The sequence below is a fragment of the Methylobacterium sp. D54C genome (assembly GCF_053345595.1).
Window position 1 is genome coordinate 80256 of record NZ_JBKFAK010000009.1, and the last position, 24952, is coordinate 105207.

Here is a 24952-nt window from a genome sequence, read left to right on the forward strand (position 1 = left end):
AAAATTTACGGGACGAAGCCCTCGAACACCATCTGGTCCGCGTGCGCGGCCGCGCGGGCGCGCTGCTCCGCATTCCGGACCGTCCAGGTCATGACGGGGATCTGACCGAGCAGCCGGCAGAGGTAGGTCGGCGCGCAGGGCAGGTCGTCCACCCGCCAGGACAGGAAGTCGGGCCGCGTCTCGGCGAGGTGCAGCAGGTCGGAGAGGGACCGGCGGAGCGAGGGGGTCAGCGCCGCGTAGACCGGGTCGTCCTGCGTCGTCTCCGCCACGATGCCCCGCGGGATCGCGGCGGGGCAGAGGTCGCGCAGGGCCGCGACCACCTGCGGGTCGAAGGATTTCAGCGCCACCGGCCCGTCATAGGCGGCGGCCACTTCGGCGGCGCGGGTCGCGAGCCGCAGGTCGCCGTCGTAGCGGGACTTCACCTCGATCACCACCGGCACCGCCCCGGCCACCGCCGCCAGGAAGGCCGGCAGCGTCGGGATCGTCTCCGCGGACCCGGCGACGGCGAGCGTCCCGAGTTCGGCGGCCGACCGGTCGGCCAGAGCCGCGCTCGCCCCGGTCAGGCGCCCGAGCGCGGCGTCGTGGAAGACCATCGCCTCGCCGTCGGCGCTGAGCTGGACGTCGCACTCGATGGCGAAGCCGCCCGCGACGGCCGCCCGGGCCGCCGCCAGCGTGTTCTCCGGCCGGCCCGCCGCGCGGTCGTGCAGGCCGCGATGGGCGATCGGCCGCGCGGTGAGCCAGTCGGGGGCGGCCACCGTCAGCGGACCTCGAACATCGCCTCGACCTCGACGGCGGCGTCGAGGGGCAACTCGGCCACGCCGACGGTGGAGCGCGCGTGGCGCCCGCGGTCGGCGAGGAGCTCGACCATCAGGTCGGAGGCGCCGTTCATCACCCCGGCCACGGCCGAGAAGCCCGGCGCCGCGTTGATGAAGCCGCCGAGCCGCACGCACTGGACCACCGCGCGGTCGAGGTCGCCCACCGCGGCCTCGAGCTGGGCGAGCACGTTGAGGGCGCAGAGGCGCGCGGCCGCCTTGCCGGCCTCGGCCGAGACGTTGCCGCCGACCTTGCCCTTGTGCTCGGCCGCGATGGCGCCGTCCGCGCCGAAGCAGACCTGGCCGGAGATCACCACGAGGTTGCCGGCGCGCACGAACGGCACATAGTTGGCGACCGGCGCCGCCGCCTTCGGCAGCGTCAGGCCCAGCGCCGCCAGGCGTTCCTTGATCGAGCTCATCGGGTTCTCCCAGGTTCCTGCGAATCCGCGGGAGCAGGAGCACGGCCGCCCCCCGCGGCGCAAGGGCCGCCGCCGCGAAGGCCGAGATCGCGGTCCCGCGATTCTCCGGTGATCCGGGACGGGACCGCCGCAGATTTGCCGTCAGGATCTGCTCTATCGGTGCCGCGCGCAGGGCTGCCCGTCGGGCCTGCCGGGCACTGAAACGTTGACAGGCGCCGGCTCTTTCATAGTAATCGCGCGCGTGCCGCCCAGGACTGAGGCGGCACTTTCATTTGGAGCCGGCTCAACGCTCGCTCCGGGATCCTGCGTGAAACGGAGATGGGACCCGTGACGTCAGCCCTTCTGCCGACCTACGTCCGCGCGCCGCTCGCTTTCGAGCGCGGCGAGGGCGCCTGGCTCGTGACGGAGGGTGGGGAGCGATATCTCGACTTCGGCGCCGGCATCGCGGTGAACGGCCTCGGCCACGCGCACCCGCACCTCGTCGGCGCGCTGACCGAGCAGGCGGGCAAGATCTGGCACACCTCGAACCTGTTTCAGATCCCGGGCGGCGAGCGCCTCGGGCAGCGCCTCGTCGACGCGACCTTCGCGGACGTGGTGTTCTTCTGCAACTCGGGCGCCGAGGCGAACGAGGCGGCGATCAAGATCGCCCGCAAGTACCACGCGGCCGGCGGGCAGCCGGAGCGCTACCGGATCGTCACCTTCGCGGGCGCCTTCCACGGGCGGACGCTGGCGACGCTCGCGGCCGGCGGCCAGCAGAAGTACATCGAGGGCTTCGGTCCGAAGGTCGAGGGCTTCGACCAGGTCCCGGCCGGCGACTGGGCGGCGCTGGAGGCGGTGATCGGGCCGGAGACGGCGGCGCTGATGATCGAGCCGATCCAGGGCGAGGGCGGCGTGCGGGAGATCCCCCACGCGGACCTGCGCCGGCTGCGCGAGATCTGCGACGCCAACGGCCTCCTCCTGATCATGGACGAGGTCCAGACCGGCGTCGGCCGCACCGGGCGGCTGTTCGCGCACGAATGGTCCGGCATCACCCCGGACATCATGAGCGTGGCCAAGGGCATCGGCGGCGGCTTCCCGCTGGGCGCCTGCCTCGCGACCCGCGAGGCCGCGCGCGGCATGACGGCCGGCACGCACGGCACCACCTTCGGCGGCAACCCGCTCGCCATGGCGGTGGGCAACGCCGTGCTGGACGTCGTGCTGGAGGAGGGCTTCCTCGCGCGCGTCGCCCGCTCCGGCCTGCTGCTCAAGCAGAAGCTCGCGGCCCTGCGCGACCGCCACCCGCACGTCATCCAGGAGATTCGCGGCGAGGGGCTGATGCTCGGCCTCAAGCTCGGCGTGCCGAACACCGACTTCGCCGCCGCCGCGCGGGACGCGCACCTGCTGGTGATCCCGGCGGGCGACAACATCGTCCGCCTGCTGCCGCCGCTGACCATCGGCGAGGCCGAGATCGACGAGGCGGTCCGCCGCCTGGACGCGGCGGCGTCCGGCTTCGAGGCCGTGCGCGGCGCGGCCGAGTAGGATCGATCCGCGCGATTGAGAACACCGCCCCCCGGACCCCGGAGGGCGGCCCGAAGCATTTCCGGGCGCGGTCGATCCCGCCGCGCGTGACGGAGATGCCCCTGCCAGGAGGTAGAGTGCGGTTCATGATCAGGTGATCGGTGAGCAGACTCTAGTGATTGTGACGCGATGAAAGCCCAGATTGACGGCCGGGCACAGCCCCCGGCCAGGCACCTGAACGGTGCCGGCCCTCGTCATTTCCTCGACCTCAAGGATTTCTCCGGTGCGGAGCTGCGCCGGGTCCTCGATGCCAGCGCCGCCATCAAGGCGCGCCGCCGCAAGGGCGAGTTGGCGGCCGAGCGCCCGCTCACCGGCAAGACCCTGGCCATGGTGTTCGACCGGCCCTCGACCCGCACCCGCGTCTCCTTCGACGTGGCGATGCGCGAGCTCGGCGGCGAGACCCTGATGCTCACCGGCTCCGAGATGCAGCTCGGCCGCGGCGAGACCATCGGCGACACCGCGCAGGTGCTCTCGCGCTTCGTCGACGCGATCATGATCCGCATCCTCGACCACGGTCAGATGCTGGAGCTGGCCGAGTACGCCACCGTCCCGGTGATCAACGCTCTGACCAAGGTCTCCCACCCGTGCCAGATCATGGCCGACGTACTGACCTTCGAGGAGCATCGCGGGCCGATCCGCGGCCGCAAGGTCGCGTGGTCGGGCGATTCGAACAACGTGCTGGCGAGCTGGGTCCACGCCGCCGCCCGGTTCGACTTCACCCTGAACATCGCGAGCCCGCCGGAGCTCGCACCGCCGCCGGCGCTCCTCGCCTGGGCGCAGCAGGAGGGCGCCGACGTCCACGTCACCACCGACGCCTTCGCGGCGGTGGACGGCGTCGATGCCGTCGTCACCGATTGCTGGGTGTCGATGGGCGACGACGACGAGGCGCACCGCCACAACCTGCTCAGCCCCTATCAGGTCAACGACAAGCTGATGGCGGCGGCCAATCCGGGCGCGATCTTCATGCACTGCCTCCCGGCCCACCGCGGCGAGGAGGTGACGGCCGAGGTGATGGACGGCCCGCGCTCCGTGGTGTTCGACGAGGCCGAGAACCGCCTGCACGCGCAGAAGGGCATCCTGGCCTGGTGTCTCGGCGCCAGCGGGCTCTGATCCCGCACTCATACTGTCCGGCCTCGCGCTCGCGGGGTCGGCGCACCATATAGGCGTGAGCGGGCGGCCCGTGCTGCCCGTCTCCCCATCACGGCCGCCGGAAGGCGGCATCCCGGCGACGAACGGAGCGCGCTGCGCCGCCGCTCCCGCTCCGGGCTGGACGGGGTGAGGGATCCGATCGCTCCGCCAAGGTCATCGCCTCACGCCGCCCGGCCCCCGGGAGGACGGATCCCCGCTTTGCCGGCACGCGCCGCCGGACGCATCGATCGGAGAGGGCATGACCTCAGGAACGCAGTCGCACCCCCAGTCGCCATCCCAGCCCCAGAATGCCGGCAACGGCCATGCCGGCGCGGACGACGCCGTCCTGCCCTTCGCCGTCGAGGCGCTGGACGTCCGCGGCCGCGTCGTCCGGCTCGGCCCGGCCGTCGACACGATCCTGCGCCGCCACGGCTACCCGGACCCGGTGGCGCGCCTCCTCGGCGAGGCCGCGGCGCTGACGGTGCTGCTCGGCTCCTCGCTCAAGTTCGAGGGCCGGTTCCAGCTCCAGACCAAGACCGACGGTCCGGTCGCGATGATCGTGGTCGATTTCGAGGCCCCGGACCGGCTGCGCGCCACCGCGCGGTTCGAGCCGGAGCGGGTCGCGGCCCTCGGGACCGGCCCGCTCAAGGATGCCGAGCTGATCGGCACCGGTCACCTCGCCATGACCATCGACCAGGGCACAGCGGCGAGCCGCTACCAGGGCGTCGTCGCCCTCGAGGGCCAGAGCCTGGAGGAGGCCGCGCACCAGTATTTCCGCCAGTCGGAGCAGATCCCCACGCAGGTGCGACTCGCCGTGGCCGAGGCCGTGGAGGAGGGGGCCGGGCGCTGGCGGGCCGGCGGCCTGCTCGTGCAGTTCCTGCCCCAGTCGGTGGACCGGGCGCGCCTCGCCGACCTGCCCCCGGGCGATATCCCGGAGGGCCACGCGCACCTCTCGGGGGACGCGCCGGAGGACGATGCCTGGGTCGAGGCCCGCTCGCTGGTCGCGACCATCGAGGATCACGAGCTGGTCGACCCGAACGTGTCGAGCGAGCGGCTGCTCTACCGGCTGTTCCACGAGCGCGGTGTGCGGGTGTTCGACCGCCAGCCGGTCCAGGAGACCTGCCGCTGCTCGCGGGAGCGCGTGATGGGCATGATCCGCTCGTTCACCCCGCAGGAGCGGCACGACATGGTGGCGGATGACGGGCGCATCGTCATCACCTGCGAGTTCTGCTCCCGGCGCTACGACCTCGACCCTCAGGAGGTCGAGGCCGAGATCGCCGGACAGCCGAGCCAGTAGAGCGCAGGACAGCGGGCCGGCGGACCAGCATGTCCGCGTCTACGGCCAAGCTTTTTCGCGCGAAACGCACGAAGATCGGTATTCGTTGCGTAAATTTTTGAGCCCTCCAGGCTGAACCGTTTCGCGACCTTTGACGTTGCGTCGCAGATTCAACATTGGAGGGTACGCCATGCGGAAATTGTCGATCGGATTGGCCGCGCTGCTGATCAGCACCTCGGCCTACGCCCAGCAGGGTGGCGCCGATCGCGGCGCCGGGATGGGCGGTCGCGGCGGTCAGGGTGGCGCCGAATCCGGCATGAAGGCCGGCGGCGGCGAGCGCGGCGGCATGCAGGGTGGCATGCAAGGTGACATGAAGGGCGGCCGCCAGGCGGCGTCCGAGCGCTCCGGTGCCGAGGCAGGCCGGTCCGCGCAGGGCCGCGAGGCCGGCGGCGAGGGCCGCACGGGTCAGGATCGCATGGCCCAGGATCGCATGGCTCAGGACAAGGACCGGGCCGGCGCCGAGCGGGGCGACCGCCGCGGTGATCGCGCCGACCGCGACGAGCGCGGGGATCGCGACGGCGCGCGTGCCGATCGCGGTGACCGCCGCGGTGACCGCCGCGCCGACCGGACCGATTTCCGCGGCCGGACCGACGTGAGCCGGACGGACGTCCGGTCCGAGCGGGTCGAGGGCGGCTTCCGCCGCGAGGGCCGCTACGTGTTCATCGGCGGCCGCCGGGTCGTGTACGGCTCGCCGGAGTATCGCCGCCTGATCGTCACCGAGAATCGCGGCCCGCGCGCGCGCTACGTCGTCATCCGCGGCCAGCGCGTGCTCTACGGCTCGCCCGAGTACCGCCGCCTGGTCAGCGTCCGCGAGACCGGCCCGCGCGAGCGCTACGTCGTCATCCGCGGCCAGCGCGTGGTGTACGGCTCCCCCGAGTACCGCCGCCTCGTCTCCGTCCAGGAGGACCGCTTCGTGACGATCCGCGGCCAGCGGGTGCGCTACGGCTCCGCCGAGTACCGGCGCCTGAGCGGCGGCGGTGCGGTCAGCGCGAGCTTCCGCTCCGAGCAGCGCGCCGGCGCGCGCTTCGACAACCGCGGCGGGCGCGACGGCATCCGCAACGCGTCGCGGAACGAGGGCCGCAACGAAGGCCGGATGGACCGGAACGACCGCGGCCAGGATCGCGGGATGGACAAGGCCTCCCGTCAGCAGGAAGGCAAGAACGACGGCATGCGCAACAGCGACATGCGCGGCGGCCAGCAGGACGGCATCCGCAACGCCTCGGACCGCGGCGGCCAGCAGGGCGGCATGAAGGCCGGCGCCGAGGGCGGCCGGACGGGCGGCGCGGAGCGCGGCGGCATGAGTGGCGGCAGCGCGGGCGGCAACGGCGCCATGGGCGGCGCCCAGGGTGCCGGCCGGGCCGGCGGCCAGACGGGCGGTGCCGGCCGCAACTGAGCGGCGTGAGCGCGGGGGCGGGGCCGACGGGCTCCGCCCCCGCGTCGTTTCGAGCTCGTCCGCCGCCCGCCGGCGGCGGGCGAGACCCGGTTCAGACCTTCAGGACGGGCTCCGCGATGTCGCCGCCTCCGCCGCGGGCTCTCAGGTAGTCCGGCTGGAACAGGCACATCCGCACGGCGTCGCGGTAGCGCCCGTTCACGAAGAACTCGTCCTTCAGCACGCCCTCGGGGTGGAAGCCGCAGCGCTCGTAGATCCGCACGGCCCGGGCGTTGTCCCGGTCGACGTGCAGGTAGAGCTTGTGGATGTTGAGCACGCTGAACGCGTAATCCATGGCGATCCGGGTGGCCTGCCACGCGTAGCCGCGGCCCTGGAAGCTCGGGTGGATCGCGATCTGGAACTCGCAGCGCCGGTGCAGGTGGTTGATCTCGACGAGCTCGATCAGCCCGGCCGGCTCCCCGCTCGGATCGGCCACGATGAAGCGCCGCTCGGTCTGGTTGTGGATGTTGCGCTCGTAGAGCTGCTGCAGTTCGGCGAAGGACTCGTAGGCCTCCTCGAACCAGTAGCGCATGATGCTGTCGTTGTTGTTGAGCTGGTGGACGAAGCGCAGGTCCTCCCGCTCCAGCGGACGCAGCTTGATGGTGATACCGGTCACCGCATTCATGACGCACTGGCCTCGATCAGCTCGCGCAGGAAGTGCTCACCCTGGCCCAGGGCGTCGAGGGTGATGAACTCGTCCGGCTGGTGCGCCTGGGCGATGTCGCCGGGGCCGCAGACCACCGTCGGGAGACCGGCCGCCTGGAAGCGCCCGGCCTCGGTGGCGTAGGGGACCGCGACGGTGTGGTTGCGTCCGGCGAGGCGCAGGCAGAGGCGCTCGGCCGCCGAGCCCGGCTCCGGGGCGAGGCCGGGGATGTCGACCTCCTCCAGCGTCTCGATCCGCCCGAACGCGCCGTAGCGGTTGAGGCGCTCGCGGGTGACCCGCTCGACCTCGGCCGCGAAGAGCCGCGGGATCTCGGCCGGGTCGAGATCCGGCAGGCCGCGATACTCCCAGAGGAAGCGGCACTCCTTGGCGAGGATGTTGCGGGCGGTGCCACCCTGGATCGTCCCGACATGGACCGTGGTCGAGGCCGGGTCGAACCGCCCGGACGGGTCGCCGCGCTCGATCATCAGGTCGGCGATCCGGTTGAGGCCGGCGACGAGGTCGCAAGCGGCCGACACGGCGTTCGCGCCGAGAGCGGGGCGGGCGGAATGGGCCTCGTGGCCGTGGACCGTGGTGAGGCAGGTGACGATGCTCTTGTGGGCGTCCGCCACCTCCATCCCGGTGGGCTCGCCGACGATCACCGCGGCCGGCCGGGGCAGGCCGTCGCCGAACCGCGCGATCCCGTCCATCGAGCCGAGGCAGGTCGTCTCCTCGTCGTAGGAGAGCAGGATGTGGATCGGCCGCTTCAGGCCGGCGGCGAGCATGTCGGGCACGAGCGCCAGGGCCAGCGCGTCGAAGCCCTTCATGTCGACCGCGCCCCGTCCGTAGGCCCGGCCGTCGGCGACGCGCAGGGTGAACGGGTCGCCGGTCCAGGCTTGGCCCGCCACCGGCACCACGTCGGTGTGGCCGGACAGGACGGTGCCGCCGTCGACCATCGGGCCGACCGTGGCGAGGATGGCGGCCTTGTCGCCCGCCGCGTTCGGGAGGCGCAGGTACGGGACGTCCCAGCCGTCGAGATAGGCGCAGACGGCGTCGATCAGGGCGAGGTTGGACTTGTCGCTCTCCGTGTCGAAGGACACGAGGCGGGCGAGCATGTCGAGCGGGCTCAGCCGCTCGCCGGTCGCGGACATGGATTCCTCCGGGGCGAGGCCCCGGGCCGGGACCTCAGTGCAGGCTGCGGCGGACGTGCGGGCTGTCGAGGGAGAAGGCGGGGATCTCGGCCTCGAAGCTCTCGCCGGCCACCGTCGCCATGGTGTAGCTGCCGGCCATCAACCCGTCGGGCGTGTTGAGCGGACAGCCGCTGGTGTAGCAGAAGGACTCGCCCGGCTCCAGCACCGGCTGCTTGCCGACCACGCCGGTGCCGCGCACTTCCTGGCAGGCCCCGTGCCCGTCGATGATCCGCCAGTGGCGCGAGCGCAGCTGGACCTGCTCGCTGCCGTTGTTCACGATCTCGACCGTGTAGGCGAAGAAGTACCGGCTCTCGGTCGGCGAGGACTCCTCCTCGACGAAACGAGACTGGACCGTCACACTTATTCCCCGCGTCTCGGCCTTGTACATCGCCCTAATTGGCCCTTCTTCGGACGGTACGACTCGCTGAAGCCGAATGGAACGCGCTTCCCGGCCGGTGGTAGTGGGCGGCGGAATCGCCGTCAATTGCGGCGGACTACCTCGCGCGGCGCGGCGGGCCGCCGGTCGCGGCGCCGGCCTCGCGAGGCCTCCGGACGCGGTTAAGCCCGCGTTAGCGGGTCCCGGCGGACAACGCTGCTCGGCGTGACGCGGACCGGCCGGGGCGCGCGAGGGAGTCAGGGGCGCGATGAACGCGGGCGCAGCCACGGGAGCCGCCGAGTCGAGCGCGGACGGCCGATCCGGCATCCTGCCGGCCCAGGCGATCGCCGCCCTCGCGCGGGCGGGCGGCATCCGGAATGCGAGCCCCTTCGCGGCCGATCAGATCCAGCCCGCGAGCCTCGACCTGCGCCTGGGCGCCAGGGCCTACCGGGTGCGAACGAGCTTCCTGCCCGGCTCGGGACGGACGGTCCAGGCCTGCGTCGACCGGCTGTCGCTGCACGCCGTGGACCTGCGCCCGGGCGCCGTCCTGGAGACGGGCTGCGTCTACATCGCGGAGCTTCAGGAGAGCCTCACCCTGCCGGCCGATCTCGCGGCGGCCGCGAACCCGAAGAGCTCGACCGGGCGCATCGACGTCTTCACCCGCGTCATCACCGACCGGGGCGAGGCCTTCGACCAGGTCGAGCCCGGCTACGACGGGCCGCTCTACGCGGAGATCTCGCCGCGCACCTTCCCGGTCCTCGTGCGCAGCGGCTCGCGGCTGTCGCAGATCCGCTTCCGCCGCGGGGCGCCGCGGCTGACCGAGGCCGAGCTCGGCCTGCTGCACGCCCGCTCGGCCCTGGTCGACGCCGGCAGCCCGTCCTTCCAGGGCGGCGTGGCGGTCTCGGTCGACCTCGCCGGCTTCGACGGCCTCGTCGGCTACCGGGCCAAGCGCCACACCGGCCTCGTCGACGTCGACGCCCCCGGCCGCCACCGGGCGGCGGATTTCTGGGAGCCCCTCGCCGCCGACGGATCGGGCAGCCTGATCCTCGATCCCGGCCAGTTCTACATCCTGGCCTCCAAGGAGGCGGTGCAGGTCCCGCCGGACCACGCCGCCGAGATGGTGCCGTTCGATCCCCTCGTGGGCGAGTTCCGCGTCCACTACGCGGGCTTCTTCGACCCGGGCTTCGGCTATGCCGGGGCCGGCGGGGCGGGCGCGCGGGCCGTGCTGGAGGTCCGCTCCCGCGACGTGCCCTTCCTTCTGGAGGACGGGCAGATCGTCGGCCGCCTCGTCTACGAGCGGATGCTCGACCTGCCGGAGACGCTCTACGGGGCGGGGGCCGGCTCGAACTACCAGGCCCAGGGGCTCAAGCTCTCGAAGCACTTCGCCCTGTAGTCCGGCCCGGACGCGCCGAAGGGAGCATCGATCGCATGGACGCCGTGGACCGGAAGATCCTCGATCTCCTCCAGCAGGACGCGACGCTCCCGGTGGCCGAACTCGCCGAACAGGTCGGCATCAGCGCGGCGCCGTGCTGGCGGCGGGTGAAGAAGCTGGAGGCCTCCGGGGTGATCCGCCGCCGGGTCGCCCTGGTGGACCGCCGCAAGGTCAACGTCCCGACCACGGTGTTCGTGGCCGTGAAGGCGCCGCGCCACGCCGCCGACTGGTCGGACGCGTTCCGGCGGGTGGTCGCCGGCTTCCCGGAGATCGTCGAGGCGTGGCGCCTGACCGGCGAGATCGACTACCTGCTGCGGATCGTGGTGCCCGATATCGAGGCCTACGACGCGGTCTACCAGCGCCTCATCGCCAAGCTCGACTTCTCGAACCTGTCCTCCTCCATCGCCATGGAGGAGATGAAGTACACGACCGCCGTCCCGACGATCTACGTGGCGTGACCCGACCGCGCCGAGGCGGGGCTCAGCCCGCCGCCACCGCGTAGGTCCGATGGATCGACGAATCCTGCGCCCGGTGGTCGTAGCCGTAGACGTGGATCGAGACGGCCGCCTCCGGCCCGTCATTGGCGATCCGGTGCAGGTTCGGCCCCGTGGGCATCATGCAGGCGACGAAGCCGGGCTCGCGGACGGCGTCCATGGTCGCCACCGCGTGGGTCTCGCTGATCGGGCGATACCACGTCTCCCGGAGGCTGCCGCGCAGCAGGCCGAAGCAGCACGAGCAGTGGTGGTCGTGGACCGGCGTGACCGTGCCGGGCGCCCAGACCATGGCCCAGACGCTGATCGCCTCGGTGCCGAACAGGAGATTCCGGCTCAGGCCGGGCCCCCGGCCGACCAGCCGCGACGGGTCGAGCAGATCCGGCTGGGCCAGCAGGCGCACCAGGGTCGCCCGGGCCGAGGCCAGATAGGCTTCCGGCGAGCGGCTCGCGGAGCGCGCGAGGTTCGCCAGCATCGCCTCGACGTCGGTCGGGGTGGTGGTCTGCGGCATCGGCAGGTCTCCTTCGGTGCCCTTTCACGAGGCTGCACGAAGGATACCCAGAGGCTGGCGATGACGGGTTGCGTTCTCGAGCGTGATCTCGCGCGCGGTGGCAATGCCATTGCCCGGAGACGCCTCGGCAGGAAATGGTGTTGCGCGCGCCCGATCATTCCCGCGCGGCTGATGCCGGCGCGGCGGGCTCAGCCGGTCGCGGCCTCGTCGAGCAGCCACGCCACGGCGCCCGCGCTGGTCACGCGGCCGGCCGGCAGGGTCTCGCCGGCGGCCAGCCGGGCCAGCGGGGCCCGCTTGCCGGCCCCGGTGACGAGGAACAGCACGTGCCGGGAGGACGCGAGCGCCGGCAGGGTCAGGCTGATCCGCGGAACGAACGGCTCCAGCCCGGCCTCCGGCACGGCGACGACGAGCCGCCGGGTCTCGTCGACGCCGGGTTTGCCGGGAAACAGCGAGGCGGTGTGGCCGTCCTCGCCGAGGCCGAGCAGCACGAGGTCGAAGAGCGGCCGGGCCGGGTCGAGGTGCTCGGCCCCGTAGAAGTCGAGGAGCGTCCGCTCGTAGGCGCGGGCGCCCGCCTCCGGGCCTTCGTCCGACGGGATGAAGTGGAGATGCGTCGGCGGGATCCGGGACCCGTGCCCGAACGCCTCCCGAACCATCCGGACATTGCTGCGCGGATCGTCCCACGGCACGGCGCGGTCATCGCCGAAGAACCAGTGGATCCGCTCCCACGGCACCCGGGCCGCGTAGTCCGGCCCGGCCAGCAGGCCGTACAGCACCTTGGGCGTCGAGCCGCCCGAGAGGCAGAGCGCGATCCGGTCGGACCGGCTCTCGCCGCAGTCCACGATGATCCGCTCGGCCGCCTCGCGGGCGACCGCCTCCGGATCCTTCAGGACGTGGGTTCCGACGGGAAGGCTCATGGGTTCGGGCCCTGCGGCTTCGGGGGTCGGACAGGTCGGCCTGCGGGCGTCCCGCTCAGCCCTTCGGCTCCTGGTGGCCGCCGAAGCCCTTGCGCATCGCCGAGAGCAGCTTGTCGGCGTAGCTCGCGTGCTCGCGGGAGCGGAAGCGGCGGTAGAGCGCGGCGGAGAGCACCGTCGCCGGGACGCCCTCCTCGACGGCGGCGTTGATGGTCCAGCGGCCCTCGCCCGAATCCTCGACGTAGCCGGAGAAGTCGGTGAGCTGCTCGTCGCCCGCGAGTGCCTGGGCGGTCAGGTCGAGCAGCCAGGACGAGACGACGCTGCCGCGGCGCCAGACCTCGGCGATGTCGCCCATGTTGAGATCGAAGCGGCGCTCGGCCGGCAGGTCGGACGCGTTGGCGTGGCGGAGGATGTCGAAGCCCTCCGCGTAGGCCTGCATCAGGCCGTACTCGATGCCGTTATGGACCATCTTGACGAAGTGGCCGGCGCCGGTCGGGCCCGCGTGAATGTAGCCCTGCTCGGCGCGGGGGTCGCGCCCCTCGCGGTTCGGCGTCTTCGGGATGTCGCCGATGCCGGGCGCCAGGGTCTTGAAGATCGGGTCGAGGCGGTCGACGGCTTCCTTGTCCCCGCCGATCATCATGCAGTAGCCGCGCTCCAGGCCCCAGACGCCGCCCGAAGTGCCGACATCCACGTAGTGCAGGCCCTTCTCCTTCAGGGCGGCCCCGCGGCGGACATCGTCGCCGTAGAAGGAGTTGCCGCCGTCGATGATGCAGTCGTCCGCCTGCATCAGCCCCGAGAGCGCCTGGACGGTCTGCTCGGTGATCGCCCCGGCCGGCAGCATCACCCAGGCCGCGCGCGGCACCTCGAGCTTTGAGACCAGGTCCTCCAGGCTCGACGCGCCGACCGCACCGGCCTCGACCAGGGCGGCGACGGCCGCCGGGTTCTGGTCGAACACCACGGCTGTGTGCCCGTCGCGCAGGAGACGCCGGACGATGTTGCCGCCCATCCGGCCGAGGCCGATCATGCCGAGTTGCATTGCTGCCCTTCCTTACCGATTGCCCCCGCGCGGCGAGGGTCAGGCCCCTACGGCTTCACCGTCGTCACAGGCGATCTGCCGCGGCGGACCGGCGGCGGGCCGGGAAGCCCCCCGCCGGCGGTCCGGGACGGCTAGACGACCGCCATCTTCAGGGCCGCCGCGACCCGGACGAGGCCGGCTTTCGTGTCGCCGCCCTTGAGGTGGACGCGCAGCGCCCGCCGGCCGCGCTCGGCGAGGACGGCGAAGTCGCCCCGCGCCTGCGCCGCGACGACGGTGCTGAACCCGAGCTTCCGGCCCGGGATCGGCAGGTCCTCGGCAGCGTCCGCGGTGATCTGCAGGAACACGCCGGTGTCCGGGCCGCCCTTGTAGGCCTGGCCGGTCGAGTGGAGGAACCGCGGCCCGAACTCCAGGCAGGTCGCGACCTTGCGGGCGTCGCGCACGGCGATCCGCGGCTCCTGCAGGATGGCGGCGGCCTCGGCGTCGCGCGGGACGTAGGCCAGGAGCCCCAGGTAATCGCCGTCCTTCAGGCGGCCGATCTGCGCCTTGATCGCGGCCTCGAGCCCCTCGGTGGCCGGCTTGAGGGCGTCGGCGTTCCGCGGATCGGCGTAGAGCGCGACCCAGTCGTCCTCGTAGAGCGGCGTCTCGGCGGGGAGGGCGCCCTTCGCCTCGGCCTCGGCGAACAGCTTCTTCGTCTCGACCTTGCTGGCCTCGACGTCGGGCTGGTCGAACGGGTTGATCCCGATCACCGCGCCGGCCACCGCGGTCGCCATCTCCAGGCGGTAGAATTCCTGCGGCAGCTGCTCGATCGAGTCGAGGGTGATGCGGGCGATCGGGTGGCCGTCCCGCTCCAGGGCGCGCAGGGCCTCGTCCTGCGCGGCCTCGGCGTTGCCGTCGAGGCGCAGGTAGATGAAGAACCGGTCGTGGCCGTAGACGGCCGGAACGCCGACCGGCTCGCCGTCCACCGGCACGAGGCCCTTGCCCTGCTTGCCGGTCGATTCCGCGATCAGCTGCTCGGCCCAGGCGCCGAAGCTCGCGATCGCCGGCGAGGCGACGATCGTCACCTTGTCGCGGCCGGCGAGCGCCGCGGCGCCGATGGCCGTGCCGAGCAGGACGCCCGGGTTCACGGCCGGCGGCACGGCCGGACCGCAGGAGCGGACCATGATGCGGGCGGTCTCGAGGAGCGCCTTCACGTCGAGGCCCATGGCGGCGGCCGGCACGAGGCCGAAGGCCGAGAGCACCGAGTAGCGCCCGCCGATCTGCTTCACGCCGTAGAAAATCTTCTTGAAGTTGTCCGCCTTCGCGGCGCGCTCCATGTCGGAGCCGGGATCGGTCACGGCCACGAAGTGGTCGCCGGCCTTCTCGCCGAGCACGTCCTTGGCGCGGGCCAGGAAGTAGTCGCGGAAGACGTTCGGCTCCAGGGTCGAGCCGGACTTGGACGCGACGATGAACAGCGTCCGGGCCAGGTCGATGCTCGCCTCCAGGGCGCGCACTTGATCCGGGTGGGTCGAGTCGAGGATCTGGAGCTTCGGGAACCCCTCGCGCTGGCCGTAGGTCAGGCTCAGGACCTCCGGTCCGAGGCTCGACCCGCCCATGCCCAGCACCACGGCGTCGGTGAAGCCCTCCGCCTTCACCCAGTCGGAGAAGGCGGCGTAGTCGGCGGCCTTCTCCAGCTCCTCCTCGACGATGTGGAGCCAGCCGAGCCAGTTCGCCTCGTCGTGGCCGGACCAGACCGCGGCGTCGCCCGCCCAGAGCCGGCGGATCGACCCGCTGGCGCGCCAGGATTCGACGGCCTTCTTGGCCTCGGCCGCCAGGGTGTCGTCCATGGCGAGGCTCTGCCCGTCCAGACGGTGCCCCAGCAGCGCGACGCGCTTGCCGGCGACGGCGCCCAGAAGGTTGTCGGCGGCGTCGATGAAGAGCTGCACGCCCTCCTTCACCAGCTGCTCGGCCACCGCCTCGATGTCGATCCCGGCCCGGGCGAGGCGGTTCATCACCGCCTCGGCGCCGGGCACGTCCTCCTCGATCGTGGCCCGCACCACGCCGTGGTCGCGGAACGCGTCCATGGTGGCCGGCGGCATCGTGTTGACGGTGTTCGGGCCGATCAGCTCCTCGACGTAGAGGACGTCGGAGTAGGCCTTGTTCTTCACGCCCGTGGAGGCCCAGAGCAGGCGCTGCGCCTTGGCGCCCTTCTCGGCCAGGGCGGTCCACTTGGATTCGGCGAAGATCGTCTTGTAGCGCTGGTAGGCGAGCTTGGCGTTGGCGATCGCCACCTTGCCCTTCAGCTGCTCCAGGGCGAACTTCTCGTCCGGGTCGTTGGCCTGCGCGATCTTCTCGTCGAGGAGCTTGTCGACCAGGACGTCGATGCGGCTGATGAAGAAGCTCGCCACGCTGGCGATCCGCGAGACGTCGTGGCCGGCCTTCGCGCGCGCGTCGAGACCGTCGATGAAGGCGCGCGCCACGGCCTCGTAGGCCTCCTGCGAGAACAGCAGGGTGACGTTGATCGAGATGCCCTCGCTCGTCAGCTGCCGGATCGCCGGGATCCCCTCCGGGGTGGCCGGCACCTTGACCATCAGGTTGTCGCGGGAGACCGCCTTGTGCAGGCGGCGCGCCTCGGCCAGCGTCGCCTCGGTGTCGAGGGCGAGGTAGGGTGAGACCTCCAGGCTGACGTAGCCGTCGGCACCGTCGCTCGCCTCGTAGACCGGGCGGAGCACGTCGGCGGCCGCCTGGATGTCGGCGATGGCGAGCCCCTCGTAGAGGTCGATGACGCGGCTGTCGCCGGTCGCCTGCACGGCCTTCAGGCTGTCGTCGTACTCGTCCGAGTGGCCGATCGCCTTCTCGAAGATCGACGGGTTGGAGGTGACGCCCCGCAGGCCGTCGCGCTCCACGAGCTGCTTCAGCTCGCCCTTCTCGATGAATCCGCGGGCCACGAAGTCGAGCCAGACCGCTTGATCCTGTTCGTCGTGCAGGGCCTTGAGCGCGTTCATGTCGGTTCCTCGCCTCGCGTACCGCGTACTCTCGCTCGAACGCACCCTCCCGCCCGGACCGGGCGGGAGAGCAGGCCCCCGGGCTACTTCCTGTGCTTGGCCACCTGCGCCTTCGCGGCGTCCAGGACCTTCTCGGGGGTAAAACCGAACTTGGTCTGGAGATCCTTGATCGGCGCCGAGGCGCCGAAGGTGTGCATGCCGATGATCGCGCCCTCGGAACCGGCGTAGCGGTCCCAGCCGATGACGCTGCCCTGCTCGACGGCCACCCGGGCCTTGACGGCGGGGGGCAGCACCGAGTCGCGGTAGGCCTCGTCCTGGCGCTCGAACAGGTCCCAGGACGGCATCGACACGACCCGGGCCTTCACCCCCTCGGCCTTCAGGGCCTCGTAGGCACCGACGCAGAGCTGCACCTCGGAGCCCGAGGCGAGCAGGATCACGTCGGGCGTGCCCTCGCTGTCGGCCAGCACGTAGCCGCCCTTGGCGGTGCCGGAGGCGGCCCCGTACTTCGCGCGGTCGAGGGTCGGCAGTGGCTGGCGCGAGAGGGCGAGAACCGCCGGCTGGTTCTTCAGCGTGAAGATCACCCGGTAGGCCTCGGCGACCTCGTTGGCGTCGGCCGGGCGCAGGGTCACGAGGCCCGGGATGCAGCGCAGCGACAGGAGCTGCTCCACCGGCTGGTGGGTCGGCCCGTCCTCGCCCACGCCGATCGAGTCGTGGGTAAAGATGTGGAAGACCGGCAGCTCCATGAGCGAGGCGAGCCGGATCGGCGGGCGCATGTAGTCGGCGAAGACCAGGAAGGTCGCGCCGTAGGCCCGCAGCCCGGAGAGGCCGAGCCCGTTCACGATCGAGCCCATGGCGTGCTCGCGGACGCCGAAATGCAGGTTGCGGCCGCCCGGCGAGAACGGGCCGAACGAGCCCGCGCCCTCGAAGGTCAGGTTCGACTTGTTGGACGGCGCCAGATCGGCCGAGCCGCCGAGCAGGAACGGCACGTGCTGGGCGATGGCGTTCAGCACCTTGCCGGAGGATTCGCGGGTGGCGAGGCCCTTGGCGTCCGGCTCGAAGACCGGGATGTCCTTGTCCCAGCCCTCCGGCAGGCGGCCTTCCAGGAAGGCGTTCAGGTCCTCGGCGTGGGCGGCGTCCGCCTCCTTCGCCTTGGCGAGCAGGCCCTGCCACGAATCGTAGAGGCCGGCGCCGCGCTTGCCGATGCCGTTCCGGAAGTTCTCCTGCACGCCGTCCGGCACGAGGAACTGGGCGTCCTCCGGCCAGCCGTAGGCGCGCTTGGCGCCCTTCACCTCGTCCTCGCCGAGCGCGTCGGAGTGCGCCTTGGAGGTGCCCTGCTTCTTCGGGGCGCCGTAGCCGATCACCGACTTGACGATGATGAGCGTCGGGCGGTCGTTGGTGGCCAGGAAGGTCTCGATCGAGCCCGCCAGCGCGTGCACGTCGTTGGCGTCAGCGACGCGCAGCACCTGCCAGCCGTAGGCCAGGAAGCGGGTCGCGACCTCCTCGCCGAAGGCCAGCTCCGTGTGGCCCTCGATGGTGACGGTGTTGTCGTCGTAGATCCAGCAGAGGTTGGCGAGCCGCAGATGGCCGGCGAGCGAGGCGGCCTCCGAGGCGACGCCCTCCATCAGGTCGCCGTCCGAGCAGACGGCGTAGACGTTGTAGTCGAACAGCGGCAGGTTCGGCCGGTTCAGGTGCTGGCCGAGGAAGCGGCTGCCCATGGCCATGCCGACCGAGTTGGCGACGCCCTGGCCGAGCGGGCCCGTGGTGGTCTCGACGCCGGTGGTGAAGTGGTATTCCGGGTGGCCCGGGGTCCGGCTGTCGAGCTGCCGGAACTTCTTGATGTCCTCCAGCGACACCGCCGGGGCATTGCCGCCGTCGCTCTCGGCGACGCCCGCGAGGTGCAGCAGCCCGTAGAGCAGCATCGAGGCGTGGCCGCAGGACAGCACGAACCGGTCGCGGTTCGGCCAGTGCGGGTGCGCCGGGTCGTAGCGCAGGTAGCGGTTCCACAGCGTGTAGGCGACCGGCGCCAGCGCCATGGGCGCGCCGGCATGGCCAGAATTGGCCTTCTGCACCGCGTCGATGGCGAGCGTCCGGATCGTATTGATGCTGAGCGTATCGATCTCAGCGAGGGCCGCCTTGGCGGGAGTGTCAGCACCGCTCATGATGTCGCGTCTTCCAGTTCGCCTCGCGCGGTCCGCTTCGCGGCTTCGCGCTGCCGTAGGACGGCGGGAGGAGCTCCGTTGGCCTTACCACCCTGCCGATCCGCCGGCCCTTCGCCGCGCGTATAGCTGAGGAGCGTGTTGACGAGGGCGACGTGGGTGAACGCCTGAGGGAAGTTACCCACAAGACGCTTGGCTTGCACGTCGTATTCCTCGCTGACGAGGCCGAGATCGGTGCAGATGCCGATCAGGCGCTCGATCAGCGCCCCGGCCTCGTCGCGCCGCCCCAGGCCGATGAGGTTGTCCACGTACCAGAAGGTGCAGGGCAGGAAAGCCCCCTCGGAGCCGGTCAGCCCGTCGGTGGTCTGGCCCTCGGTCTCGTAGCGGAGGATGAAGCCGTCCCACATCAGCCCCTTGCCGATCGCCTCCACGGTGCCGACCACCCGGGGATCGTGCTGCGGCAGGAAGCCGGTATGGGCGATGAGCAGCAGGCTCGCGTCCAGGGCCTTCGCGCCGTAGGACTGGACGAAGCTGTTGAGTGCGGGGTCGAAGCCCTTCTCGCAGACCTCGGCGTGGATCTCGTCCTTGACGGCGCGCCAGCGCTCGGCCTGCTCCTGCGTGGCGCCGTTCTCGTGCATCTCGTGCATGCGCAGGGCCCGGTCGAACGCCACCCAGGCCATGACCTTCGAGTGCGTGAAGTGGCGACGCCCGCCGCGCACCTCCCAGATTCCCTCGTCGGGCTCGCGCCACGCGGTCTCCAGGTGGTTCAGGATCGCGAGGCCGACCCGCAGGCCGTCCTTGCTCACCGGCAGGCCGCGGGCATGGGCCTGGTAGAGCGCGTCGAACAGCTCGCCGTAGACGTCGAGCTGGAACTGGCTGGCGGCGGCGTTGCCGATGCGGACGGGCCGCGAGTTCTCGTAGCCCGGCAGCCAGTCCAGCTCGATCTCGGGCAGCAGCCGCTCGCCGGCGATGCCGTAGAGGATGTGCGCCTGCTCGGGATTGCCCGCCACGGCCCGCAGCAGCCAGCCCAGCCAGTCGCGCGCCTCGTCGATGTAGCCGCCGTCCATCAGGGCGATCAGCGTCAGGGTCGAGTCGCGCAGCCAGCAGAACCGGTAATCCCAGTTCCGGATCCCGCCGAGCCCCTCCGGCAGGGAGGCCGTGGGCGCCGCCACGATGCCGCCGGTGGGCTCGTAGATCAGCGCCTTGAGGGTCAGCAGGGAGCGCTGGAGCATCCGGTCCCAGCCCGTGCCGCCGGCGCAGCGCGACGACCATTCGCGCCAGTGCTGGTCGGTGGCCTCGAGGACCTTGCGCGGCTCGATCGGGGGCGGGTCCTCCTCGTGGGAGGGACCGTAGCTCAGGACGAACCGGTGCTTGTCACCGGCATGGACGGTGAACTCGGACACCGTCGTCTGCGCGTCCGATCCCTTGAGATGGACGTCGGTGCGCAGCACGACCTTGTGCGGGCCCGAGACGGCGCGCAGGTCGCCCAGCTCCGAGCGGGAGACCCAGGGCACGGCCGAGCCGTAATCGAACCGGACCGCCATCTCCATCCGCATGGCGACGCGCCCGTGCACGCCCTCGACGAGCCGCACCAGATGGGACCCGTCGCCGACCGGCATGAAATCCGTGACCAGGACCTCGCCCTGCCGCGTGGTGTGGCGGGTCTCCAGCACGAGGCTGCCCGGCCGGTAGGACCAGCGCGTCTCGACGTGCTCGGCCTCGGGGAAGATCTTCCAGAAGCCGTGCGCCTCGGTTCCCAGGAGGCTGGTGAACAGGGCGGCCGCGTCGAAGCGCGGCCAGCACAACCAGTCGACGCTGCCCTGACGGCTGATCAGCGCCGCGCTCCGGCAATCCCCGACGAGCGCGTAATCCTCGATGCGTGCAGCCATCCGGCCCCGGCCCCGGTCCGCGGCCGGCAGTCCGGGCCGTCCGCTGCGACGCACCTAGGACGTCCGGTCACGAGATCCAGAGGTCGGGGTACCCGCTGCCCGACGCGGTCAGCGCAGGCAGTCGGCCACCGCCAGGGCCACCGTGCCCTGGACCACCCTCGCGCTGCTGCGCACGAGGTTCGCCGCGTCGCCGACGGCTTGCGCGGCCGGAACCAGGGTCTCCACCACCGAGGCCGCGAAGGGCATGGCCTGCGACGGGAGCAGGGCGTCCTCGGCCTCATCGGCCGCCCCGCGGGCCGGCGCCATGGGATCGGTGTTGCTGCGGGGCGTCTCAGGGCAGCGCCGGCCGGGGCAGGCGCGCCGGCCCGCGGCCGCGACGTGGGCGTTCGCCCGTGCGGCCACGGCCGGACGGGCGGGCAGGGACCCCGTCCGCGCGATCACGGCGTCGAGCGGGTACTGCTCGGCGAACGCGATCACGGCGGGCGGGCGGCCCGGCACCGCGACGGCGGCGATCGGCGCGAAATCCGTGGGTCCGGGAGCGGCGGACACGCCCGCTTCGACCCGGGCGCCGGGCTGCCCCGGCTTCGAGGTCGGGCAGTAGAGCGAGGCCACGCCCAGGATTGCCACGACGGCCAGCGTCGGCAGGAAGGGCATGGACACGCGGCCGTGGGCGGCGGCCGTCAGGGCGGGCTGATCTGGCCTGCGCATCCGAATCACCGATCTCCTTGACCGCCGCGAGGCCTGTACAGTGCGGCCAGCATTGCGGCGGAAGCTGGACCGTTTCTTTGCGCAGCGGTTACTGGTGCAGCAAGGTGGGATTCCGCGGAAACGGGCGCCGCGGGCCCAGCACGGGCACGGGCCTTGCTTAGCTCGCGGCGGCCCGCGCCGGGCCGGCCTCGAGAAGAAGACCCGCCCCGTACCGGGCCACGATGACTGAAACCAATCTCACCGTCGCCGTGATCGACCCGAGCCGCGCCCGCGCGGCCATCCTGGAAGAGGGCCTGCGCGCCGCCGGGATCGGGCGCGTGGTCGTGATTCCCGACACCGCCGACCTCATGGAGCGCGTCGCCGCGCTCAAGCCCGACGTGGTGGTGATCCATCTGGAGAGCCCGAGCCGGGACATCCTGGAGCAGATGTCAGGTGTCTCCCGGCAGGTCGAGCGGCCCGTGGCGATGTTCGTCGACCGCTCGGACTCGACCATGATGCAGGCCGCCGTCGATGCCGGGATCTCCGCCTACGTGGTGGACGGGCTGCGGGCCGAACGGATCAAGTCGATCCTCGACATCGCGATCCTGCGCTTCAACGCCTTCGCGCGCCTCCAGCGCGAGCTGACGGAGGCGCGGGGCGAACTCGCCGACCGCAAGCTGATCGAGCGGGCGAAGGGCATCCTGATGACCATGAAGGGTCTCTCCGAGGACGAGGCGTACAAGCAGCTGCGCCGCAAGGCCATGAACGAGAAGCGCAAGATCGCCGACATCGCCCGGGCGATCGTCACCACCGCGGACCTGCTCGGATGAGGCTCCAGCTCGGCTACGTTCCGCTCTGCGACGCGGCGCCCCTGATCGCGGCCCACGAACTCGGCTTCGCCCGGGCCGAGGGGCTCGACCTCGACCTCACCGCCGAGCCCTCGTGGGCGACGCTGCGCGACCGGCTGGCGCTGGGCCATCTCGACGGCGCGCACATGCTGGCGCCGCTGGCGCTGGCGAGCCGGCTCGCCCTGTCGGGGCCGCCCTCCGACCTGATCGTGCCGCTCCAGCTCAGCACCGACGGCAACGCCGTCACGCTGTCCAACACGCTCTGGGGCGCGATGGACCCGGCCAGCGAGGCCCTGGCGGATGTCGCCCGCGCCTTCGCGGGCGTGGCGGAGGCCCGGCACCGCGCCGGCACCCCGCTGACCCTCGGCACGGTGCATCCCTTCTCGTGCCACAGCTACCAAGTGCGGCTGTTCGCCGAGGCCGGCGGCCTCGACGCGGCGGCGTTCCGCACCGTCGTGGTCCCGCCGCAGCACTGCGTGGAGGCGCTGGCGCGCGGTCTGGTCGACGGGTTCTGCGCGGGCGCGCCCTGGAACGACGTGGCGGTCGCGGCCGGCCACGGGCGTGTGGCCGTCCACGGCAGCGCCCTCGCGCCGAACGCGACCGAGAAGGTGCTGGCCGTCTCCGCGCGGCTCGACGGCGCGATCCTGCCGCTGGTGCGGGCGGTCGCCCGGGCCGGACGCTGGTGCGCGGATCCGGAGAACCGGACCGAACTGATCCATCGCCTCGCCCGCCGGACCTATCTCGATCTCGATCCCGCCCTGGTCGGCCGGGCCTTCGGCGATCCGGACCCGTCCGCCGGGCCCGGCACGCGCATCCGCTTCGGCGCGGCGGTCGAGGAGCCGCGCGCCGCGCAGGCCCGGTGGCTGCTGGAGCAGATGCGGGCGTCGCAGCAGGTGCCCGCGCAGTTCGACATCGCGGCGGCGATCGCGACCGTCTACAGGGCGGATCTGTACCGGGCGGCGATGGCGGATCTCTGACGACGGCGACACTTCGCGCGGTTCGTCATCGGCGCGCGGAATCGCGGCGGGCAGCGGCGGAACGCGGGGCACGCTCGCCCGTTGTGCTTGAGCCATGCCCGGATGCCGCAAACTCGAAACTGGATCGTTGATTTCGCATCCGCGCGGGCGGGTCGAGCTTCGACGCTACGTCACGCGGGGCGGCCGCGTGCCCCGCGCCTGCAACGACAACCGTCGGGCGGGATCGCACCACGCCTGGTACTGGGTCCTGGCCGCCGGCGCGATGCCGACGCTGGGGCTCCTGGCGATGCTGTCGACGCTCCTGTAACGGACCGCGACGTCGAGATGGGCGCGTTCCACGCGCCGGCATTGCACGTCTGCGATTCTACAACTCGAGAATCGGTGCGACTCGCGGCGATACAGTCGCGAGAACTGACGTAATACGTTCATCATAATCCGAAGCTGCGCGTTGCCGGTCAGCCCATCGGGGCCGACGCGGCGATCGCGTGCGCGGTAGGCCCCCGTCGACGCGCCTCCGGACACGTCCCGACTCTCCTGTCGCTGCCGGAAAGCCCGGTCCGCCCGTGATCGCTTTTGCGACGGGTCGCACAGTTTTTGTGCAGTGCCGAAGCCGCCGCCTCGACCGCCCAAACGTCCCGGCCGCCCCACCGATCCTGCGGGTCCGCGCGGCGCTCGCGGGCCGCGCGGCGTCTGGCACGGAACCTGCAAACCTCCCCCCGTCCGTCAACGGCGACGGACAGCGCCGTCAGCGAGGCCGCTGATCCGGTTCTCCCTGGGGCTGAAGCCTGCCGGGAGACGACCGGCAGCGGCTTTTTCGTGGGCGGTCCGCCAACGACCCTGCACTCGAGGTTCCAGACGCGATCGAGCGATGGCGACATCCCCCATGGACACACGCGGACACGACGCGGGCACCGGGAACGGCCCGCCGCGCGAGAGGCTGGTCGTCGTCGGCAACGGCATGGCCTCGCTGCGCTTCCTGGAGCGGCTGACCGAGGCCGCGCCCGGCCGCTACGACATCACCTGCATCGGGGCCGAGCCCACGGCCGCCTACAACCGGGTCCTGCTCTCCTCGCTGCTCGGCGGCGAGGTCGACGAGGCGGCCTGCGCCTTCCGGGGCCTCGACTGGTACGCGGATCACGGCATCCGCCTGATCACCGGCGCGCCGGCGACGCGGATCGACCGGGAGAACGGGCTCGTCATCGCGGGCGAGACCCACGTCCTGCCCTTCGACAGGCTGGTCCTCGCGGTCGGCTCCCTGCCGATCCGCCTGCCGAAGCCCGGCATGGACCTCCCGGGCGTCATCACCTTCCGCGACCTCGCCGACGTGGCGGCGATCCGCCGTGCAGCCGTGCAGCACGCGAAGGCGATCGTCATCGGCGGCGGCCTCCTGGGCCTCGAGGCGGCGGTCGGGCTCGCGCGGCTCGGCGTCGAGACCACGCTGCTCCACGTCATGGACCGGCTGATGGAGCGCCAGCTCGATCACCACGCCGCCGGGCTGGTGAAGCGCGCCATGGAGGCGCGGGGCGTGCGCGTCATCCTCAAGGCCGACACCGCCCGGATCGAGGGCGCGTCCCGGGTCGAGCGCCTCGTGCTGGCGGACGGCACCGCGCTCCCGGCCGACCTCGTGGTGATGTCGGTGGGCGTGCGCCCCTCGGTGGCGCTGGCGCAGGAAGCGGGGCTGGCGATCGGCCGGGGCATCACGGTCGACGACCGGATGACCACCTCGGACCCGCGGATCTTCGCGCTCGGCGAGTGCGCCGAGCACCGCGGCCAGATCTACGGTCTGGTCGAGCCCGCCTACGAGCACGCCGACACGCTCGCCCGCCACCTCTCGGGCGAGCCGGCCGAGTACCGGGGCACGGCCCTGTCCACGAGCCTGAAGGTTTCGGGCCTGCCGGTCTTCTCGGCCGGGATCGTGGACACGCCCGACGACGCGGAGGCGATCGTGCTCTCCGATCCCGGCGCCGGCCTCTACCGCAAGCTGCTGGTGCGCGGCGGCCGGCTGATCGGCGCGGTGTTCGTCGGCGACATCGCCGAGCAGGGCGCCTGCAAGGGGCTGATCCGCTCCGGCGACCCGATCGAGAACGTGGACGACTTGATGTTCGGGCGCCCCGCGCCCGAGCCCCTGGCTGCTTGAGGAGGCGCG

Annotated in this window: 22 protein-coding genes; 10 read left to right on the forward strand and 12 right to left on the reverse strand. The window is 72.0% G+C overall.

The annotated features are described in order from the left end of the window. Positions 1-5: 5 nt before the first annotated feature. Both ACLBYB_RS18745 and ACLBYB_RS18750 read right to left on the reverse strand, forming a co-directional pair. Complete coding sequence (locus ACLBYB_RS18745; protein ID WP_091927080.1) at positions 6-755, reverse strand: glycerophosphodiester phosphodiesterase family protein; 750 nt, start codon at positions 753-755, stop codon at positions 6-8. A 2-nt stretch (positions 756-757) separates the two neighbouring features. Beyond that, positions 758-1231 (reverse strand): RidA family protein, encoded by a 474-nt coding sequence (locus tag ACLBYB_RS18750; RefSeq protein ID WP_020094162.1) that lies wholly within the window; start codon positions 1229-1231, stop codon positions 758-760. A 327-nt stretch (positions 1232-1558) separates the two neighbouring features. On the opposite strand from ACLBYB_RS18750, the gene ACLBYB_RS18755 reads away from it, so the two are divergent. The 4 genes from ACLBYB_RS18755 (at position 1559) to ACLBYB_RS18770 (ending at position 6645) form a co-directional block, all read left to right on the forward strand. After that, on the forward strand, positions 1559-2749 hold the full coding sequence (locus tag ACLBYB_RS18755; protein ID WP_026605084.1) for an aspartate aminotransferase family protein: 1191 nt from the start codon (positions 1559-1561) through the stop codon (positions 2747-2749). Between the two features lie 168 nt (positions 2750-2917). Further along, positions 2918-3898, forward strand: a complete 981-nt coding sequence (gene argF / locus ACLBYB_RS18760) for an ornithine carbamoyltransferase (protein ID WP_447699652.1) — start codon at positions 2918-2920, stop codon at positions 3896-3898. A gap of 277 nt (positions 3899-4175) precedes the next feature. After that, positions 4176-5213 (forward strand): Hsp33 family molecular chaperone, encoded by a 1038-nt coding sequence (locus tag ACLBYB_RS18765; protein WP_447699653.1) that lies wholly within the window; start codon positions 4176-4178, stop codon positions 5211-5213. A 169-nt stretch (positions 5214-5382) separates the two neighbouring features. Continuing rightward, positions 5383-6645, forward strand: a complete 1263-nt coding sequence (locus ACLBYB_RS18770; RefSeq protein ID WP_447699654.1) for a hypothetical protein — start codon at positions 5383-5385, stop codon at positions 6643-6645. Between the two features lie 91 nt (positions 6646-6736). Here the strand turns inward: ACLBYB_RS18770 and speG are convergent, their stop codons facing one another. From speG to apaG, 3 genes are read right to left on the reverse strand one after another with little or no spacing between them, the layout of a single operon-like run. Beyond that, entirely contained in the window at positions 6737-7306 is a 570-nt protein-coding gene (gene speG, locus ACLBYB_RS18775) for a spermidine N1-acetyltransferase (RefSeq protein ID WP_056533992.1), read from the reverse strand. Beyond that, positions 7303-8472 carry an acetylornithine deacetylase gene (gene argE, locus ACLBYB_RS18780; RefSeq protein ID WP_447699655.1) on the reverse strand — a complete coding sequence of 390 codons (1170 nt, stop codon included), beginning with the start codon at positions 8470-8472 and terminating at the stop codon, positions 7303-7305. Before argE ends, speG begins: the two co-directional genes overlap by 4 nt. A gap of 34 nt (positions 8473-8506) precedes the next feature. After that, positions 8507-8899, reverse strand: a complete 393-nt coding sequence (gene apaG / locus ACLBYB_RS18785; protein WP_012319280.1) for a Co2+/Mg2+ efflux protein ApaG — start codon at positions 8897-8899, stop codon at positions 8507-8509. 256 nt (positions 8900-9155) lie between these two features. On the opposite strand from apaG, the gene ACLBYB_RS18790 reads away from it, so the two are divergent. Both ACLBYB_RS18790 and ACLBYB_RS18795 read left to right on the forward strand, forming a co-directional pair. Beyond that, positions 9156-10280, forward strand: a complete 1125-nt coding sequence (locus ACLBYB_RS18790; protein WP_447699656.1) for a 2'-deoxycytidine 5'-triphosphate deaminase — start codon at positions 9156-9158, stop codon at positions 10278-10280. Between the two features lie 35 nt (positions 10281-10315). Beyond that, positions 10316-10777, forward strand: coding sequence for an Lrp/AsnC family transcriptional regulator (locus ACLBYB_RS18795; protein WP_012319278.1), 462 nt, complete (start codon positions 10316-10318; stop codon positions 10775-10777). A gap of 22 nt (positions 10778-10799) precedes the next feature. Here the strand turns inward: ACLBYB_RS18795 and ACLBYB_RS18800 are convergent, their stop codons facing one another. The 7 genes from ACLBYB_RS18800 to ACLBYB_RS18830 form a co-directional block, all read right to left on the reverse strand. Continuing rightward, on the reverse strand, positions 10800-11321 hold the full coding sequence (locus tag ACLBYB_RS18800; RefSeq protein WP_100252413.1) for a cysteine dioxygenase family protein: 522 nt from the start codon (positions 11319-11321) through the stop codon (positions 10800-10802). Positions 11322-11509: 188 nt separating this feature from the next. Then, positions 11510-12235 carry a 6-phosphogluconolactonase gene (pgl, locus tag ACLBYB_RS18805; RefSeq protein ID WP_447699657.1) on the reverse strand — a complete coding sequence of 242 codons (726 nt, stop codon included), beginning with the start codon at positions 12233-12235 and terminating at the stop codon, positions 11510-11512. A 55-nt stretch (positions 12236-12290) separates the two neighbouring features. Then, complete coding sequence (gene gnd / locus ACLBYB_RS18810; RefSeq protein WP_020094173.1) at positions 12291-13268, reverse strand: phosphogluconate dehydrogenase (NAD(+)-dependent, decarboxylating); 978 nt, start codon at positions 13266-13268, stop codon at positions 12291-12293. Between the two features lie 131 nt (positions 13269-13399). Further along, positions 13400-16249: a bifunctional transaldolase/phosoglucose isomerase gene (locus tag ACLBYB_RS18815; protein ID WP_447699658.1), complete on the reverse strand. Its 2850-nt coding sequence runs from the start codon at positions 16247-16249 to the stop codon at positions 13400-13402. Between the two features lie 83 nt (positions 16250-16332). After that, positions 16333-18408, reverse strand: a complete 2076-nt coding sequence (gene tkt, locus ACLBYB_RS18820; protein WP_091681140.1) for a transketolase — start codon at positions 18406-18408, stop codon at positions 16333-16335. Continuing rightward, a complete protein-coding gene (locus tag ACLBYB_RS18825) occupies positions 18405-20294 on the reverse strand; it encodes a glycoside hydrolase family 15 protein (RefSeq protein ID WP_447699659.1) in 1890 nt (629 codons plus the stop codon). Before ACLBYB_RS18825 ends, tkt begins: the two co-directional genes overlap by 4 nt. 108 nt (positions 20295-20402) lie before the next feature. Then, complete coding sequence (locus ACLBYB_RS18830; RefSeq protein WP_447699660.1) at positions 20403-21002, reverse strand: hypothetical protein; 600 nt, start codon at positions 21000-21002, stop codon at positions 20403-20405. Between the two features lie 221 nt (positions 21003-21223). Here ACLBYB_RS18830 and ACLBYB_RS18835 point away from each other — a divergent pair, with 221 nt between their 5' ends. The 4 genes from ACLBYB_RS18835 (at position 21224) to ACLBYB_RS18850 (ending at position 24943) form a co-directional block, all read left to right on the forward strand. Then, the gene (locus ACLBYB_RS18835; protein ID WP_026605088.1) at positions 21224-21811 is read left to right on the forward strand and encodes an ANTAR domain-containing response regulator; all 588 of its coding nucleotides are present in this window, start codon (positions 21224-21226) and stop codon (positions 21809-21811) included. Next, on the forward strand, positions 21808-22806 hold the full coding sequence (locus ACLBYB_RS18840) for a CmpA/NrtA family ABC transporter substrate-binding protein (RefSeq protein WP_056533963.1): 999 nt from the start codon (positions 21808-21810) through the stop codon (positions 22804-22806). The genes ACLBYB_RS18835 and ACLBYB_RS18840 overlap by 4 nt, the downstream gene beginning before the upstream one ends. A gap of 127 nt (positions 22807-22933) precedes the next feature. Beyond that, positions 22934-23113 carry a hypothetical protein gene (locus ACLBYB_RS18845; RefSeq protein WP_020094181.1) on the forward strand — a complete coding sequence of 60 codons (180 nt, stop codon included), beginning with the start codon at positions 22934-22936 and terminating at the stop codon, positions 23111-23113. A gap of 576 nt (positions 23114-23689) precedes the next feature. Then, complete coding sequence (locus ACLBYB_RS18850) at positions 23690-24943, forward strand: NAD(P)/FAD-dependent oxidoreductase (RefSeq protein WP_447699661.1); 1254 nt, start codon at positions 23690-23692, stop codon at positions 24941-24943. The last annotated feature ends 9 nt before the right edge of the window (positions 24944-24952 follow it).